Source organism: Ilumatobacter sp., assembly GCF_965215205.1.
Lineage (GTDB): Bacteria > Actinomycetota > Acidimicrobiia > Acidimicrobiales > Ilumatobacteraceae > Ilumatobacter_A.
On record NZ_OZ244049.1, the window covers coordinates 3,163,100 to 3,178,267 of the forward strand.

The following is a 15,168-nucleotide window of genomic DNA, read 5'->3' on the forward strand; positions in this document are numbered from 1 at the left end:
CCCGTGGTCGACTGGGTCGCCATGGCTGACGACACGACCGACGCCGCGACCGGCGACACCACCGGCCCGACCGGCGACGCCCCCGGCGACGGACCGCGCGTCGCCGTGCGCCCCGAGGGGATGCGCGAGCACATCGTCGAGGCCGTCCGCGCCGGCGGCGGCACCGTCGTGGAGCCGGCCGAGGCCGAGCTCCTCGTGTGGACCGACCCGAAGGATCCCGAGCCCCTCGAGTCGCTGCTCGCCGAGCACGACGGGATCGGCACCGTGCAGCTGCTGTGGGCCGGGGTGGAGAGCTTCGCGGCGCGCGGCATGTTCGACGACGGGCGCACGTGGGCGTGCGGCAAGGGCGTCTACGCCGATCCGGTCGCCGAGCACGCGCTCGCCCTCCTGCTCGCCGGGATGCGCGGGCTCCCGGGCCGGGTGACGGCGGAGTCGTGGGGGCCGCAGTGGGGCACCTCCCTGCTCGGCGGTTCGGTCACCATCCTCGGCGGGGGCGGCATCGCCGAGTCGCTGATCCGCCTGCTCGCCCCGTTCGAGACCGAGATCACGGTGGTCCGCCGCAGCACCGGCCCGATGGACGGGGTCGCACGGGTGGTCGCCCCCGACGACACCCGCGAGGCCCTGCGCGGCGCGGACGCCGTCGTGCTCGCGCTCGCGCTCACCGACGAGACCACCGGCGTCATCGACGCGGAGGCGCTGGCCGCGATGGATGAGCGCGCCTGGCTGGTCAACGTGGCCCGCGGCGCCCACGTCGTCACCGACGACCTCGTCGACGCGCTGCGCGACGGGGTGATCGCCGGCGCCGCCCTCGACGTGACGGATCCCGAGCCGCTCCCGCAGGGCCACCCCCTGTGGACGCTCGAGAACTGCATCATCACCCCGCACACCGCCAACACCGAGGAGATGGCCGAGCCGCTCATCGCCGACCGGGTCCGTCGCAACGTCGAGCGGTCGGGTCGCGGCGACGCGCTGATCGGTCTCGTCGATCCCGCCAGCGGCTACTGAGCGCGAGGCGCTCGAAGAGCACGACCGCTCGGTCGCCGGCCCACCGGGTGTGACCGTCGTGACAGGAGGGTAGACCGGGCCCATGATCGGAACACGCACACTCGCCCGGACCCTGCTCGCCTCCAGCTTCGTCGTGCTCGGCGTCAACGGGTTGCGCAAGTCGTCCCAGCTCGCACCGGCCGCCGAGCCGGTCGCGGATCGACTGCGCGAGAAGGTCGGGCTCGACACCACCGACGAGCAGTTCGTGCAGATCAACGCGGGTGTGCAGGTGGCCGGCGGCGCGCTCCTCGCGTTCGGGTTCCTCAACCGCCCGGCCGCCCTGATCCTGGCGTCATCGATCATCCCCACGACGATCGTCGGCCATCCGTTCTGGGAGGCCGACGACGAGGACCAGAAGCAGCGCGACCTGATCGGCTTCGTGAAGAACGCGTCGATCCTCGGTGGCCTGCTGTTCGCCGCGCTCGACACCGGCGGCCGCCCGTCGGTGTTCTGGACCGGCAGGAAGGCGGCGATCGGCGCCGCCGACGTCGTCTCCACCACGGCCCACAAGGCGTTCGACACCGTCGCTCCTTGATCCCGCCGCTCCCGGCGCGCAACGCGAACGTCATCCGATCTGAACCGATCCGTCGGATGGGGCCGGTCGGGGGTTGGCAGGATGTGGCGTGCCCCTGACCGGATCCGCCGCCGTGCGCCTGTACGACGACCACGTCGAGGTCGTCCACGCGTCCGTCGCACGACGCGTCGGCGCGTCGGCGGCACCCGCCGTCACCGCCGATGCGTTCGACCACGCCGTGCGGTCATGGGCGCGCTTCGATCCCGAACGAGGTTCGGAGCGGCTCTTCCTCCTCGGCTCGGCGACGGCGGCGCTGCGTCGCCACGCCGAGCTCGAGCGGGCCCACCTGCTCGGGTGCCGACCGGTGGAGCGCGACGTCGGCGACGTCGCGGACCCGCTGATCTCCCGACGCGACCTCGACGATCGGACGCCACGACCCGGGCGGGGCGGCGAGCCCGCAGGCGACCCACGGTCGGAGCAGCACGACGGGGACCGCTCGGTCGCGCTGGTGATGAAGGCCGTCGCCGAGCTCGCGCCCGACGATCGCGACGTCCTGCTGCTCACCCTGTGGGAGGGCTGCACCCAGACCGAGATCGCCGAGGCGCTGCAGATGGAGGTCTCCGAGGTGCGCAGCCGGCTCGGGCGGATCCGTCGCGAGCTGAAGGTGGCGAGTCGAGCCGACGGGAGTCGTCGACCCCGGTGATGCCGACCGCGATGACGACGACTCCGACGACGCCGATCGCGCCCGCGGGCCCCGCCCGGCGATGAGCGTCCTCGACGTGGTCCGCAGCGCACGACCGCAGGTCGCGCCGATGCCCGCCGACCGCCGCCGCGAGATCCGCGAGCGGCTGTTCGGCGCGGTCGACGCGGTCGAGCCCTCGGCCGCCACCTCGCGCTCGGAGAGCGGAGCGACGGTCTCGACCGCCCCGCCGGGGACGCGCGTCCCGGTGCGGCCGAGCCCGCCCCGCGGTGGATCCCCGGCGAAGGCGGCCGCCGGGCTCGTGCTCGTGGGCGGGCTCGTCGCTCTCGGCTGGTCGTGGCTCGCGCAGGACGAACCCGAGACCGCCAGCACCGCCGTGACGGTCGCACGATCACCCTCGGAGGTGGAGACGACCCTCCCCGACACGACGACCCCGCCGGCGGAGAGGACGGGTGTCGATCGGGTGTCGTCGGTGGTGGTACCCCCGAGCCCGCTGGCGCTCGACGACGTCGCGGTGTCTTCTCCCCCGGCGGGCAGCGCTGCGGCGTTGCTGCGGGGTCCCGACGGCGCGACCGTGTGGATGCTCGACGTCGACGGCGCTCCCACCGACCCGGGCGGCTTGGAGGTCCGTCGGTTCGGCGAGGTCGAGATCGGCGTCGCGCCCGATGCCGCCGAGGCGACCACGCCGTCCTACCGGGTGATCACGCCGTGCGGGACGGTGCTGCTGACCGACGGGCCCGGTCGCGCCCTGGATCGCCCGGAGGTGGTGCAGCTGCTGGAGTCGATGAGCGTGGTCGACGGCACCGTCGACATCTCGTCGGTGCCGGGGTGGTCGGTCATCGATTCCGGACCGAGCGCCGACCTCTACTCGGCGGTGTTCCGGGTCCCGATCGAGGGCGGGGCGACCGTTCCCGTGCGGGTGGAGCAGGTCCCCGGTGGAGCGATCGCCCAGATGGCCTTCGGTGGTCGCCAGCTCGAGCCGACGACGTTCCTCGGCAGATCGGCGCACCTCGACACGACCGCCGCCGAGTCGGGGGTGACGAGGGTGCTGTGGCGTGACGGCGCGACCGCGTTCGCCGTGTCGAGCGGCGACGCCGACATCGACGCGCTCGCCGAGTTCGTCGACACGCTCGAGCCGGCGACCCCGACGGCGTGGACGGAGCGCTTCGGTGCGTCCGCGTCGGATCCGGGCGGCTCGGCGGAACCCGCTTCGAGCGACGCCGGCGACGCGTGCACGCCCCAGCCGAGACTCGGGCCCGGCCTCGATCCCTGATCGATCGAGATCCTCCCGGGGTCCGCCGCGACCTCGGCGCAGCGGCGTCGACGATCGATGACGACACGCCGTCGACGACGTCGCCGGGGTGCGCCTGGCGGGCTCGAGATCGACGTCGCCGTGACCGACACCGGAGCGGACGACCGACGATCGTGGCGCCGACGGGATCGCTCAGGAGCGGTTCCAGCCCCGGTTCGGGCCGTCGCGGTCGACGCCGTCGCGGGTGCGCGCCGCGAAGGCCTCGACGACGTGGACGACGGGCTCCTCGTAGCTGTGCAGTTCGTAGACGATGTCGAGGATCCCCGTGAGCACCTCGGTGTCGCGCGGGATCGAGAACCGCCACACGTTCACGTCGCGCACGGTCTCGTCGAGCACCGGCGTCGTGACGGCGTCGGGCTGGCCCCGGTAGCGCTGGATCCCGTGCGCGGACTCGAACGACACGTGCTCGTAGTCGCGGTAGCGGAGGTCGTCGCGCTCCTGCACGGCGTGGCGGATGCGATCGTCGTCGCGCTCGCCGAGCTCGACGGCGACGGTGAAGACCGGCTCGAGGCGCCAGTCCGCGCCCTCGACCCCGTCGAGCGGGGAGTTCGTGTCGGCGTTCTCGGATGTGGGGGGTGCCATGGCAGCGAGGCGTACCCGTTCACCGCCGTGCGAAGCTCAGCGCTGCTCGACGTGAGCACCTGCGGGGCGCGGCCGGTCGTCGAGCGACCGGCCACCCCGCCGTCACTCGATGCGCAGGCCGGAGATCGCCCGGCTGATCACGAGCTGCTGGATCTGCTCGGTGCCTTCGAAGTTGTCGTGGCTCACCTTCACCGGTCTTGTGAATGACGCTCAGGGTTGGTGCGTTCGCCTGACCAGGGGTTTCGCGATCGGTGCGTCCGGCGGGTGCTACTCAGTCCGGTGAGTTCTAGGGCCGGCTAGGGATGAAAAGACCATTCGACTTTCGAAGAACAGAGTCCAGGACAGGCTGCGAGCTGAAAAGGGTGGCCGGACCTTCCCAGATTTCACGGAAGCCGCTGCGCAGAACGATCGGAGGCATTGGAGACTTCAGTGGTGCTCTAGAAAGGCCGAGCACCTGCTTGCCGAGATCGGTGGCGCCATGTGGAGGACTTGCAGGATCAGGTTCACCGTCGTCGGGGAACGTCCCTGCATCGACTAATCCGCGCTCAAACTGACCAGCCCAGTCGCTCCCGACGAGGTCCATTCGCCCAAGGTCGCTTGCGATCTGGCGCGCAACCGAAAGGTCTTGCGCAAGGTCGTCATCAACGGATAGCAACCGGTCTCGGGGATACTGCCCTTCGGCATCTCGACACCACCAGGAGACTCCTCCGTGGCGTGCAGCGACTCCGTGTGGATCAGAAAAGACTGCGAGTACATGCACGTGAGCTGCCGTCAGGTCACCAATTAGACGAAGAATGAGTATGCAGTGGTCTCTAGAAAGGTCCTGCGGATTCACCATGGCGTGGGCGGTCGCCGAAGCGAGATGATCGTGATGCTCCTCGCACGCGGACCGCGCAGCCGCCAGCACTCCGGTCGATAGAGATGCCAAGGCAAGTCGCTCGTCTAATCGGCCCAGATCGCCGTCGACCCGGAGAAGCTTGTTGGCAACCGCGTCGTAGAACTCGGCCCGACGACGGTCCAGAGCCCTTGGAATGACCTCGTTCAGAGATCCTAGAACGGCGGCGAGCGCGCCGGTCGACTTAAGGTTTGCTGCTGCCACGATTACATCACGGATCGTGTCGACCTTTGACGGCGTAGGAAGCGCCAAGGCTGGCTCAACAGACGAAGCCGGGCTCCCTCGCTCCACGTGCGAGATCGTAGTGGCCCACCTTACGACCTCTCTGTGGTACTACGACTCCTCTCCCATCTTCCGATCGTCAAGAGCGTTCGGAGAGAACACCCGCCCCGCCACCAGCAACGATTTGTCAGGGTGCCATTCCGACGCCTCGGCACCAAGAACTTGGACCCAGCCAATGACGAAAAGCCGAGCGGCAACCGTGAGAGCAAAGTCCGGCGGGCGGTCGTAGTAGTCCATTGCCAGGGCAGGAAACGAATGCTTTCCGGGTGGAGCAAAGAACAAGTCGATCAGCATTCGACGGTGGGCGCTGTCGCCGTCAACGTGCACGAAGCACGAGGCGTCGCGAGGGACGCGTTTGCGGTAGGGCTCGTACTGAAGCGGTGGTTTCGTGATGATGAAGCCGGCTCGGAGGGGCGACTTTAATGATGACGGAGCCGGCTGCTTCATGGGACCGCCAGCCGACATCACTTCATCAGCCTTGATGTGAACTTGGCCGGAGGCGTGATACGAAACCTTTGTTGCCGCAGTCGTCAGTTCATCGCCCACCGTCGCCGAGAGACTGGTCCCCTCGACGGAGGATGTCGACTCGTAGACGCTGCGCCGACCGGGCACTCCCCAGTAGATGTCATCTCCTCGGCCTCGGAAGTAGAGAAAGTGGCGATGTTGCCCGTCGGCGGTTGCGAAGAACAGACGTACCGCTTCGGGCGGTATCAGAGCAAGACTCGAATTCGTAGAGCCTGCTTCCTCCACCGGAGCCAACCTACTCGCCTAGGTGTGACGACCGGGAACGTTGTCCCTGGCGGGACGGGATTGTTGGTCCGCTGAATAGGTGAGCCCTCCGAGCGAGGCTGTGTGTCTTCGACAACGCACACCGCTCGCAAGGAGAGCTCGATGGGACACGCTAGAACCCAACACCCGAACGCGTCACTGACACCACTCGGTCGCCGCAAGATGATCGACTGTGTGATCGACCGGGGCTGGACGATCGAGGCCACCGCAGAACGGTTCCAGGTCGATGCCAAGACCGTCCGCAAGTGGCGCGACCGCTACGTCACCGAGGGGCCCGCTGGGTTGCTGGACCGCTCGTCGCGGCCGCACCGGTCACCGAACGCAACGCCTGATGAGTGTCGACGCCGGATCATCGAACTCCGTCAGCAACGCCGATGGGGTGCAGCCCACATCGGGTTCGAGGTCGGCCGAGCGGGTTCGACGGTGCAGAAGATCCTGACCGCCGAGGGACTCGGTCGGCTCGACTCAGGTGATCGAGCCACCAAAGATCCAGTGGTCCGCTATCAGCGTGATCGGCCCGGTGAGCTGGTCCATGTCGACGTCAAGAAGCTCGCCGGCATCCCCGACGGTGGCGGCTGGCGGATCCACGGCCGGGGCCAAGCTCCGTCGTCGAAGCGGTCATCAACCGGCTACCGGTTCTTGCACTCGGCGCTCGATGACCGCACCGGCTCGTCTACTCCGAGATCCATCCGAATGAACAAGCCGTCACTGCCGTCGAGTTCTGGGCCCGAGCCAACGCCTGGTTCAACGACCACAGCATCACCGTCGAACGAGTCCTGACCGACAACGGACCCTGCTACCGATCCGGACTCTGGCGCGACACTCTCACCGGGGCCGGGATCACCCCGAAGTTCACCCGGCCATTCCGGCCACAGACCAACGGCAAGATCGAGCGATTCCACCGGATCCTGCTCGAGGAATGGGCCTACATTCGCGATTGGCACACCGACACCGAACGCACAGTCGAGTACGACCACTTCGTGCACTTCTACAATCACCACCGAGCACACGGCGCACTCGGATGGTCAACACCAATCGACACGCTCAAGGACAACGTTCCCGTCATGCACATCTAGCGGTCGACGCGGCGGTTCCTTGCGCAGAGACCAGCCCGATGAATCTGAGTGCGGTCACAACGCCTCGGCGAGCCAACCTCCAAGTATCCCCATTGCGCGACTGTGGCGCCTCAGACGCAACTCGGGCCCGGCTCACGCTGATCCGGCCTCGGCCGACTCGATCTCCGACGCATCGGAAATCTCGGACTTGGTCTGATAAGTCCGGCGCGTCTCCTTGACTTGGTGAGCGGGATGATTCAGGAAGCTATGTGCTCGACGTCGTTCTTGACTAGTGACAACCATCGCGACGGTCTCTGGCGGTACCCGTTGGTCGTGCCGCAGATGGTGAACACGAGTTCTTCCTTGGCCCGCGAAGTGAAGCGCCCCGGGTTTGGTAGAGGCCGGGGTTATTGAGTCCCGGCCGGGTTGGCGGGGACGATTTGACTGTAGTGGGCGGTCTCGAATGCGGTCGGGGTGGTGAAGCCGGGGCCGGGTTCGATCTCGCCGTGGAGACGTCGGTGGTTGAACCAGTCGACGTAGGTGAGGGTGGCGAACTCGACATCGTCGAGACCGCGCCAGGGACCCTGCTTGTAGATCAGCTCCCACTTGTAGAGCCCGTTGAACGACTCGACGAGGGCATTGTCGTAGCTGTCGCCCTTGGAGCCGACCGACGCGACGATGGTGTTGTCGGCGAGGCGGTCGGAGTAGCGAACGGACAAATATTGGACTCCGCGGTCGCTGTGATGGATCAGCTCCGACAGGTCCGCGCCCTGGCGTTTCCGGTTGAACACGGCCATCTCGAGAGCGTCGATCGCCAGATCCGACTTGAGTGATCGGCTGGCCTGCCACCCGACGACCATGCGGGAGAACACGTCGACGATGAACGCGACGTAGACCCAGCCCGAGTGCGTTTTGACGTAGGTCAAGTCCGCCACCCAGAGCCGGTTCGGTGCCGGCGCTACGAACTTGCGATCCACCAGATCCGCCGGCCGATCGAGTGCATCGTCGCCTTCGGTGGTGCGGATCCACACCCGTCCCCGCCGGCAGCCCTGCAAGCCCATGTCGCGCATCAGGCGCTCGACGGTGCAGCGAGCGACTCGGACCTCGTCTTTGTTCAGTTGGTCCCAGATCTTGTCGGCGCCGTAGACCGCAAGGTTCTCCTCCCACACCCGCAGGATCTGCGGGCGCAGCTCCGCATCACGAACCGCACGTGCCGACAGCGGGCGCTTCTTGGCGGCGTGATACGTCGACGGGGCGATCCCAACCGTGTTGGCGATCGACTCGATACCCCACCGCAACTGTCCGCTGCGGTTGTTCTTGTGTTCGTCGATGAACCGGATCACTTCGTTGATCGGCGGTCGAGTTCCGCCCCGAAGAAATGCGCCGCCGCCTTCAAGATGTCGTTGGCGCGCTTCAGCTCAGCGTTCTCGCGCTTCAGGCGTTTCAGCTCCGCGAGCTCGTCGGTGGTGGCGCCGGGCCGGCGACCGGTGTCGGTCTCAGCTCGTCGGACCCACAGCCGGACCGTCTCGGCCTTCGGGCCCAGCTTCTCGGCGACCGAACAGATCGCCTCCCACTGGGATCCGTACTCGTGCTCGTGATCGAGCACCATCCGAACGGCACGCTCGCGCAGCTCGTCGGGATACTTGCTTGGCATCACTCCATCCTCTCAAGGAACAGAGCCTCCACGAATCCCGGGGCGCTTCAACCCGGCGATCACATGAAGGAGTGCGAGTTCCTCTCGGACCATCGGGTCATTGTCGGGAAGACCCTTCACGAAGAAGCTAGGGGTCTGGCCTTCCTTGAAGCCGAGGACGATGACCTTGTCGAATCCTTGCCCTTTTCCGCTGTGCCCTGTCAGGAGATGAACTCCAGGGCCAACTGGCATCGAGACGTCGCTCGCGACTCGAATTCGGTCAACGAGCGGTCGGAGGTCGTGGACCTCGATCTCAGCTACTAGTTCATCCGCCGCGTCCTTCAGGTCAATCAACGTCGACGCATTCTCGGCCGCGACCTCACTCACGCAGCGAAGGTACAGCTCCTCCACTTGGGCCCGGCCTTCAGGCACCGTCGCAAGAACCGCGTCGAGATGTTTGCGAATCAACTGGACGACTTCGGGCCTGTGCAACGGGTGAACCCACACCTCGACATCGATACCGGCCGCCTGAGCCTGCGCCAGAAAGACATCTCGGCGACCACCAGGCTTCATTCGCGACAGCACGCCCACAGTGATCCCGCGCGGAGGCACCTCGCCGGCCGCTTGCTCTCGCCAACTCTCGATCTGCTTCACCAGCCAAGCGGCCTCGTCGCGCTGGCCGGCGAATGACGCAACGAGCGCTCTGCCATGTCCTCGCCAACGTTCTAGCTCCGCAGAAGTCAGCTCTTCGCCACCCAACTCTGCGGCGATGGCGCTGACCACCGCCAGCACTTCCGGCGAAGACCGATACGACTGCGACAGACGAATTCGAACCGGCTTTCTGCTCTCGATACGCTCGAATACCCAATCGGGATCGGCTCCGGCGAACGCGTAGATGCCTTGGGCTCGGTCCCCAGCGAACACAGTGCCCTCACGACCGAGAGGTTTGACGAGGTCGTACTGCACACGAGTCAGATCCTGCGCCTCGTCGACCAGAACGTAGGCGTAGCGCTCCGCATAGAGGGCCGCGACCTGCTCATTCTTGAGTACTCGCAGTCCGAGCCTCAACACATCGTCGTGGTCCATTCGACCTTCCGACTGGAGCTGTCGTTCGTACCAGCAGGCGGCGGCAAGACCGGACTCCTCTAGCCGTTCCATTACCTCCGCGTCAGAGAATGCGCCCGCCTTTGCCGTCCGGATCGAGACCTGGAATTCTTGCTGAGCGTCGCGCGGAACCCGGTACTCATCGAATGTCCGCCGTTCGAGTTGACGAAGGGCTCGGTCGTCCGGCAGCAACTCCTGCACCGAGTCCGGAAGAACGTACCGATGGCGTCGGTAGAGGTTGAGGGCGATTCCTTGGAAGTTGACCACAGATACGTGCCGTCGAAACCCACGGCCGACGTGATCCTGCATCCGAGACGCGAGGTTGTCTCGCGCCTTGTTGGTGAAAGTTACGGCGAGGATTTTTCGCCCTGGCGAGATGAGTCCAGACCCGACACACGCCGCAGCGCGCCTCGCCAGCAACTCTGTCTTGCCGCAGCCGGGTGGTGCAATTACAAGAGCGTTTCCCAAGGTGTTCAACCGGCACCAGTCGTCCGCTGAGATCTCGTCCATCAGGAAGTGGCTCGGTTGATCAGCTCAACGACGGTCGTCAACTTTACCGCCTGGTCCTTCGACATTCCTCGAGCCAGTGCTCCCGCCGCCTCGACCTTGTTTCTCCTGGCAAAATCAATCAACGAGGTACAATCAATGCTCGGTGCGTCCATCGCTCCGGTAGCCGCAACCAACCCCGCTTCCGAGAAGAGGCCCGAGCCGATAAGTACCGCAACGGTATCGGCGACGCCCAGACTGGTGACGTACTCATCTTCCAAGTCTTCGTAGCAGGTGAGGATGTCGTTCGCGAGAAGGTCTGTGGTACTCACGCCGAGAGCAACGGCGGGATCCGACTGCTCCTTTTCGTCAACCAGACCTAGAATTCGGACGCCGAGGCCAGCTGGTCCGAACAGTCGAATTCCGGCCTTGAATCCGCCCGAACCGTTCAATGCGACGATCGAGACACCGCAACGATCGAGACCGACAGCCATCAGATGTGCGACCGATTTAACGATGATCCGGTCCGAGATGCCCTTAACGAACACGACCCTTTTCGCGGTCAGGGGCTCCAACGCTGAGTCGACCCACCAGTGTTCCGCCTGTTTTGGCTTACCAGCGAACGCAGTAGCCGGGAGCTGCCTCGCACCCTCGGACGTGAGTGCGATCGCATCTTTCGGAGCGAACTGAGCGAGTACGGCCGGAGAGTACGTGGCGACGAGGCGTTGTCCGGGGGCGGAGGCGAGAAGCGCTCCGAGAGTTGCCTGACCCCGCGGATGAAGGTGAATCTCGGGTTCCATCGATCGCAAGTATCCGTGCTGACCGACGAGCCAAGAGCTGTACGGCGACAAGCGCGAGCGATCTCAATCCATCAGATTGATCAGACAGCGGAACCTTCGCTCCATCCCGCTGGAGATGGACACTGACGTCGTTGAGGGGCTCGGCGGCAGAGGCACTCGGGAGGCTGATCGAGACATCGTCCTTGCCGACCGGTTCGGGGAACAAGGCGCTCAGCTCTGCGGCAAACTCTGAGCGCAGCACAGCAAGCGAGGGCGACGATGTCAGGGCGTCATCAAACTGCTTGAGGGCGTCCTCCATAGCCGTCGACTCGGGATCATTGAGCGACACAGCTTGCAGCAACGACCGAATCGCTCCGGACGCGCCGGTGCCGAGATCACGGTCTGGAGATCGACTTGCGGGCAGGAACGTCCAGCCGATCAGGCGGAGATCTTCACGGCTGATCGCGGCGTCGTCAACCATCGGCTTGATGAACGACCTTGAGATATCGAGCTTCTCAGGATCGACTACGGAGACCGACGCATGGAGCTGTGCGTTGAGCCAAATGCGCCCGACGTCCGCACCGACTCCGACCTGCACCTTGTCAGCAAAGTGCGCCACGTCGTCGGCCGACAGATCCTCCAGCCGAACCTCGACCGTCATTCGAGCCGCAATGTCGCTCAACTGCTCAACATCAAGTGTTGCGGCCAGTCGCCCCCAGGTAGCACCAAGCAAGCAGTCGATCAGACGTAGAACGGTGGACTTGCCGACAGCGTTCGGCCCGACAAGTGCAGCGTGGCCCCGAAGATCGAGGTCGAAGTCAGCAACCCTTCGATGATTCGTGATCGCAATTCGCGAGATTCTCATGTTGGTCAGCTTCCGTTCATCTGTAGGTCTAGGCAACGCTCAATCGACGGGACTGTCAGATCGTTGGTGTAACTGACCTGGCTCATGGTTGTTGTTGGGATCTTAGGGCCTTAGAAGAGGCGGCCTTCGAAGGTGATGGCGAAGGCGTTGAGGGCGGGCTTCCAGCGGTTCATCCAGCGTTCCTGGCCGGTGCCTTTCGGGTCGAGCGACCGCACGACCATGTAGAGGCATTTGAGCGCTGCTTGCTCGTTGGGGAAGTGACCGCGTGCCCTCGTTGCTCGCCGGAACCGGGCGTTCAACGACTCGATCGCGTTCGTCGAGTAGATGACCCGGCGGATCTCCGGTGAGTAGTCGAGGAACGGCACGAACTCGGCCCACGCGTTCTTCCAGAGCGACTGGATCGCCGGGTAGCGGTTGCCCCAGATGGTGTGGAACTCGTCCAATCTCGCTGCGGCGTCGGCTTCGTTGACGGCGGTGTAGACGGGTCGCAGATCGCGTGCCATCTTGTCCCAGTCGGCGCGGCTGGCGAGGCGGAAGGTGTTGCGGATCAGGTGCAGCACACAGGTCTGCACGATCGCCAACGGCCAGGTCGCCTCGATCGACTCGGGCAGGCCTTTGAGTCCGTCGCACACGACGATGCAGGCGTCTTCGACGCCGCGGTTCTTGATCTCGGTGAGCACCTGCAACCAGTACTTGGCGCCCTCGCCACCGGTGCCGACCCAGAGGCCGAGGATGTCGCGTTGACCGTCAACGGTGACACCGATCGCCGCGTACACGGGCCGGTTGGCGACTTGACCGTCGCGGATCTTCACGACGATCGCATCGATGAAGATGACCGGATAGACGCGGTCGAGCGGCCGGTTCTGCCACTCGGCCAACTCGCCCAGGACCCGGTCGGTGATCTTCGAGATCGTCTCGCGGGAGATGTTCGTCGAGTACACCTCGGCCAGATGGGCTTCGACCTCACCAGTCGTCAAACCCTTCGCCGTCAAGGAGATGACCATCGAGTCGACCCCGTCGAGCCGGCGCTGGTTCTTGCGCACCGTTTCAGGCTCGAAGCTGCCGTCACGATCGCGTGGCACCTCCAGCTCGATCGGGCCGATCTCGGTGATCACCGTCTTCGAACGTGTCCCGTTGCGACTGTTGCCACCGTTGCGGCCCTCGACGGCGTGTTTCGGATAGCCGAGATGTTCTTCCATCTCGACCTCGAGACCCGTCTCGAGGACCTGCTTCGTGAGATCGCTCAGCAGCCCGCCGGGGCCGACGAGATTCCGCCCGTCCGATCGTGCCTGGTCGACGAGCTGCTCGGCAAGCGACCGATCTGGCCGCTCCTCGCTCGTCTCATCCGACGGTGTCACCACCGCCACATCATGGTCTGTCATCGTTGTCTGTCCTTCCGGCCAAGCGAGTCGCTCAGCGTTTCAGGCCAGACCAGTTACACCGCGGATCTGACAGTCCCCAATCGACAGAATCCATCTCAATCCGGTGCATTGAAGCCGGCGATCGGACGCGAGATGTCCACCGGTCGATAGCTGGTACCGCACAGAACGATCACTCATCTGCGTAGGAATCGATGACCTCGATCGACTCAATCCGCGCCTCCCCGAGTCGACGGAGGGGCTTCATCACTTCCGCCTCAATCACTCGATCCAGCAGCTTCGGATCGAGTTCATGTGATTCCACGTGGCTCTCCACCTGCTCAAGGATGTGCGTTCGAAGCCGGGCTTCAGACGCATTGACCTCGGCTCGCAGCTCGGACAGGTCAGCCTCCACAGCAGCTGCACGTGCGTTGTGTGCAGCGGCGATTCCTGGCTCTACGCGGCTGAGCGTGGTGGGTGGCTTCGCAGTCGTGCGGTGGGGTGAGTGTGCCAGTCGACGCCTGCGTGGAGCAAGAGGCGGAGTCGGTAGTTGTCGAAGCTGGCGAAGCCGTGGCCGACTCGTTTGATCTTCTTGATCAGCAAGTTGATGCCCTCGGTCGGCCCGTTGGAGAGTCCGCCGGTGGTGTGGAACGCGAGGATCTCGGTCTCCCACGAACTGATTGTCTTGGCGAGGCGGACGAGTTCGCCGACCTCGGCGTCAGCCACGAACGTGTAGAAGACGTGGAGTCGTTGGCGGGCCTCAGCGAGGGTGCCGGCGGTGTAGATCTCCCGAACGAGTTCCTTGCCCAGCCAGGCTGCTCCGACCTCGCCGTAGCGGTCACCGACCAGTCCCGCCTCGACGCGTTCGAGCTGGCGTTCGGTGAGGCGTTCGTAGCCGCGTAGCAACAGTCGGCGAATGCCGTAGAGCGGATCACCGGTGCGGCCTCGGTGCCCGAGGGTGTCTTGTTGCACCCGTCTGCGCACGTCGTCAACAGCGCGGTTGGCGAGCCCGACAGCATGGAACCGGTCGACAACGACGACCACGTCGGGCAAGGTCGCGGTGAGCCCGTTGGCGTAACCGCGGTGCGGATCGAGAGCGACCTGGTCGATCCCGGCCAGCCAACCAGCGGGTTGTTGTGCGAGCCAGGAATCAACAGCAGCACCGGTCCGGTCCAACACGACGTCGAGGAGTCGCGGTCGGGCGAGGTCGACGAAACCAGTGATGTAGCTCGTGTGACCGCGATGCTTCGATGGCCGCTGGAACGCTGTCTCGTCCAGGCCGAGCTTGGTGACATGGCCGATTCGATCGGGGTCGTTGACGAGGCGTCGGCCGTGCACGTTGACGGCGTTCATCGCGCACGCCCAGCCGACACCGAAGTCGCGGCCGACCGCCGCGACCGAGTCGCCGTCCTCGCCGACCCGGCGACAGATCTCGAACCCGGCCCGCTCGGTCAGCGACGCCCGAGACGCGATCGCGTCGAGGGTCTCGGTCCACGTCACCGTCGCACACAGCGGCTCGCGGCAGCGCCAGATCCGCTTCACCCAAACGAGCACCGTCGCTCGTCCCCACGTCGCCAGATCGCGCACCCTGACACGCCGACGGCCGTGCGCTTTCGCGATCACTCCGCACGAGCGGCACCCGACCCGGTCGTTGGTTGTCTCGATCGTGATCGTCACCTCGACGCCGACCTCGACAGCGCAGATCCGCACACCAATCAGCCCGAGCAGCGCGTCCGCGTTGCTACCTTCAATCATCCCGTGGTCTCCTCG

14 protein-coding genes and 1 pseudogene are annotated in these 15,168 nt (G+C 65.6%); 5 read left to right on the plus strand and 10 right to left on the minus strand.

What is annotated here, in order from left to right:
• Positions 1 to 21 precede the first annotated feature (21 nt).
• From ACOOHC_RS14680 to ACOOHC_RS14695, 4 genes are all read left to right on the plus strand, one after another.
• The gene (locus ACOOHC_RS14680) at positions 22 to 1,005 is read left to right on the plus strand and encodes a D-isomer specific 2-hydroxyacid dehydrogenase family protein (protein WP_420451153.1); all 984 of its coding nucleotides are present in this window, start codon (positions 22 to 24) and stop codon (positions 1,003 to 1,005) included.
• 82 nt (positions 1,006 to 1,087) lie between these two features.
• Positions 1,088 to 1,579, plus strand: coding sequence for a DoxX family protein (locus ACOOHC_RS14685; protein ID WP_420451154.1), 492 nt, complete (start codon positions 1,088 to 1,090; stop codon positions 1,577 to 1,579).
• 88 nt (positions 1,580 to 1,667) lie between these two features.
• Complete coding sequence (locus ACOOHC_RS14690) at positions 1,668 to 2,261, plus strand: RNA polymerase sigma factor (protein WP_420451155.1); 594 nt, start codon at positions 1,668 to 1,670, stop codon at positions 2,259 to 2,261.
• Between the two features lie 61 nt (positions 2,262 to 2,322).
• Positions 2,323 to 3,531, plus strand: coding sequence for a hypothetical protein (locus ACOOHC_RS14695; RefSeq protein WP_420451156.1), 1,209 nt, complete (start codon positions 2,323 to 2,325; stop codon positions 3,529 to 3,531).
• Positions 3,532 to 3,702: 171 nt separating this feature from the next.
• On the opposite strand, the gene ACOOHC_RS14700 is transcribed toward ACOOHC_RS14695, so the two are convergent.
• From ACOOHC_RS14700 to ACOOHC_RS14710, 3 genes are all read right to left on the minus strand, one after another.
• Complete coding sequence (locus tag ACOOHC_RS14700; RefSeq protein ID WP_420451157.1) at positions 3,703 to 4,152, minus strand: hypothetical protein; 450 nt, start codon at positions 4,150 to 4,152, stop codon at positions 3,703 to 3,705.
• 286 nt (positions 4,153 to 4,438) lie between these two features.
• Positions 4,439 to 5,338: a hypothetical protein gene (locus ACOOHC_RS14705; RefSeq protein WP_420451158.1), complete on the minus strand. Its 900-nt coding sequence runs from the start codon at positions 5,336 to 5,338 to the stop codon at positions 4,439 to 4,441.
• Between the two features lie 42 nt (positions 5,339 to 5,380).
• Positions 5,381 to 6,079 (minus strand): hypothetical protein, encoded by a 699-nt coding sequence (locus ACOOHC_RS14710; RefSeq protein WP_420451159.1) that lies wholly within the window; start codon positions 6,077 to 6,079, stop codon positions 5,381 to 5,383.
• Positions 6,080 to 6,220: 141 nt separating this feature from the next.
• On the opposite strand from ACOOHC_RS14710, the pseudogene ACOOHC_RS14715 reads away from it, so the two are divergent.
• Positions 6,221 to 7,194: pseudogene (locus ACOOHC_RS14715) on the plus strand (IS481 family transposase).
• A 386-nt stretch (positions 7,195 to 7,580) separates the two neighbouring features.
• Here the strand turns inward: ACOOHC_RS14715 and ACOOHC_RS14720 are convergent.
• The 7 genes from ACOOHC_RS14720 to ACOOHC_RS14750 all read right to left on the minus strand — a co-directional run bounded on the left by ACOOHC_RS14720 (position 7,581) and on the right by ACOOHC_RS14750 (position 15,153).
• Positions 7,581 to 8,827, minus strand: a protein-coding gene (locus ACOOHC_RS14720; RefSeq protein WP_420451160.1) for an IS3 family transposase whose coding sequence is annotated in 2 segments (ribosomal slippage) — positions 7,581 to 8,554 and positions 8,554 to 8,827 — 1,248 coding nt in all. Because the reading frame shifts where the segments join, the coding sequence is not laid out codon by codon here.
• Between the two features lie 12 nt (positions 8,828 to 8,839).
• Positions 8,840 to 10,420 carry a UvrD-helicase domain-containing protein gene (locus tag ACOOHC_RS14725; RefSeq protein WP_420451161.1) on the minus strand — a complete coding sequence of 527 codons (1,581 nt, stop codon included), beginning with the start codon at positions 10,418 to 10,420 and terminating at the stop codon, positions 8,840 to 8,842.
• Positions 10,420 to 10,944 carry a hypothetical protein gene (locus tag ACOOHC_RS14730; protein WP_420451162.1) on the minus strand — a complete coding sequence of 175 codons (525 nt, stop codon included), beginning with the start codon at positions 10,942 to 10,944 and terminating at the stop codon, positions 10,420 to 10,422. Before ACOOHC_RS14730 ends, ACOOHC_RS14725 begins: the two co-directional genes overlap by 1 nt.
• A 64-nt stretch (positions 10,945 to 11,008) precedes the next feature.
• Positions 11,009 to 12,040 carry an AAA family ATPase gene (locus ACOOHC_RS14735; protein ID WP_420451163.1) on the minus strand — a complete coding sequence of 344 codons (1,032 nt, stop codon included), beginning with the start codon at positions 12,038 to 12,040 and terminating at the stop codon, positions 11,009 to 11,011.
• A 110-nt stretch (positions 12,041 to 12,150) separates the two neighbouring features.
• Positions 12,151 to 13,422 carry an IS256 family transposase gene (locus ACOOHC_RS14740; protein WP_420451164.1) on the minus strand — a complete coding sequence of 424 codons (1,272 nt, stop codon included), beginning with the start codon at positions 13,420 to 13,422 and terminating at the stop codon, positions 12,151 to 12,153.
• A gap of 169 nt (positions 13,423 to 13,591) precedes the next feature.
• On the minus strand, positions 13,592 to 13,813 hold the full coding sequence (locus ACOOHC_RS14745; protein WP_420451165.1) for a hypothetical protein: 222 nt from the start codon (positions 13,811 to 13,813) through the stop codon (positions 13,592 to 13,594).
• Positions 13,814 to 13,854: 41 nt separating this feature from the next.
• Entirely contained in the window at positions 13,855 to 15,153 is a 1,299-nt protein-coding gene (locus ACOOHC_RS14750) for an ISL3 family transposase (RefSeq protein ID WP_420450218.1), read from the minus strand.
• Between the last annotated feature and the right edge of the window lie 15 nt (positions 15,154 to 15,168).

Coding starts and splice junctions, on each gene's coding strand:
- ACOOHC_RS14680 (WP_420451153.1), top strand. CDS start 22: ATGGCTGACGACACGACCGACGCCGCGACCGGCGACACCACCGGCCCG.
- ACOOHC_RS14685 (WP_420451154.1), top strand. CDS start 1,088: ATGATCGGAACACGCACACTCGCCCGGACCCTGCTCGCCTCCAGCTTC.
- ACOOHC_RS14695 (WP_420451156.1), top strand. CDS start 2,323: ATGAGCGTCCTCGACGTGGTCCGCAGCGCACGACCGCAGGTCGCGCCG.
- ACOOHC_RS14700 (WP_420451157.1), bottom strand. CDS start 4,152: ATGGCACCCCCCACATCCGAGAACGCCGACACGAACTCCCCGCTCGAC.
- ACOOHC_RS14725 (WP_420451161.1), bottom strand. CDS start 10,420: ATGGACGAGATCTCAGCGGACGACTGGTGCCGGTTGAACACCTTGGGA.
- ACOOHC_RS14735 (WP_420451163.1), bottom strand. CDS start 12,040: ATGAGAATCTCGCGAATTGCGATCACGAATCATCGAAGGGTTGCTGAC.
- ACOOHC_RS14740 (WP_420451164.1), bottom strand. CDS start 13,422: ATGACAGACCATGATGTGGCGGTGGTGACACCGTCGGATGAGACGAGC.
- ACOOHC_RS14750 (WP_420450218.1), bottom strand. CDS start 15,153: ATGATTGAAGGTAGCAACGCGGACGCGCTGCTCGGGCTGATTGGTGTG.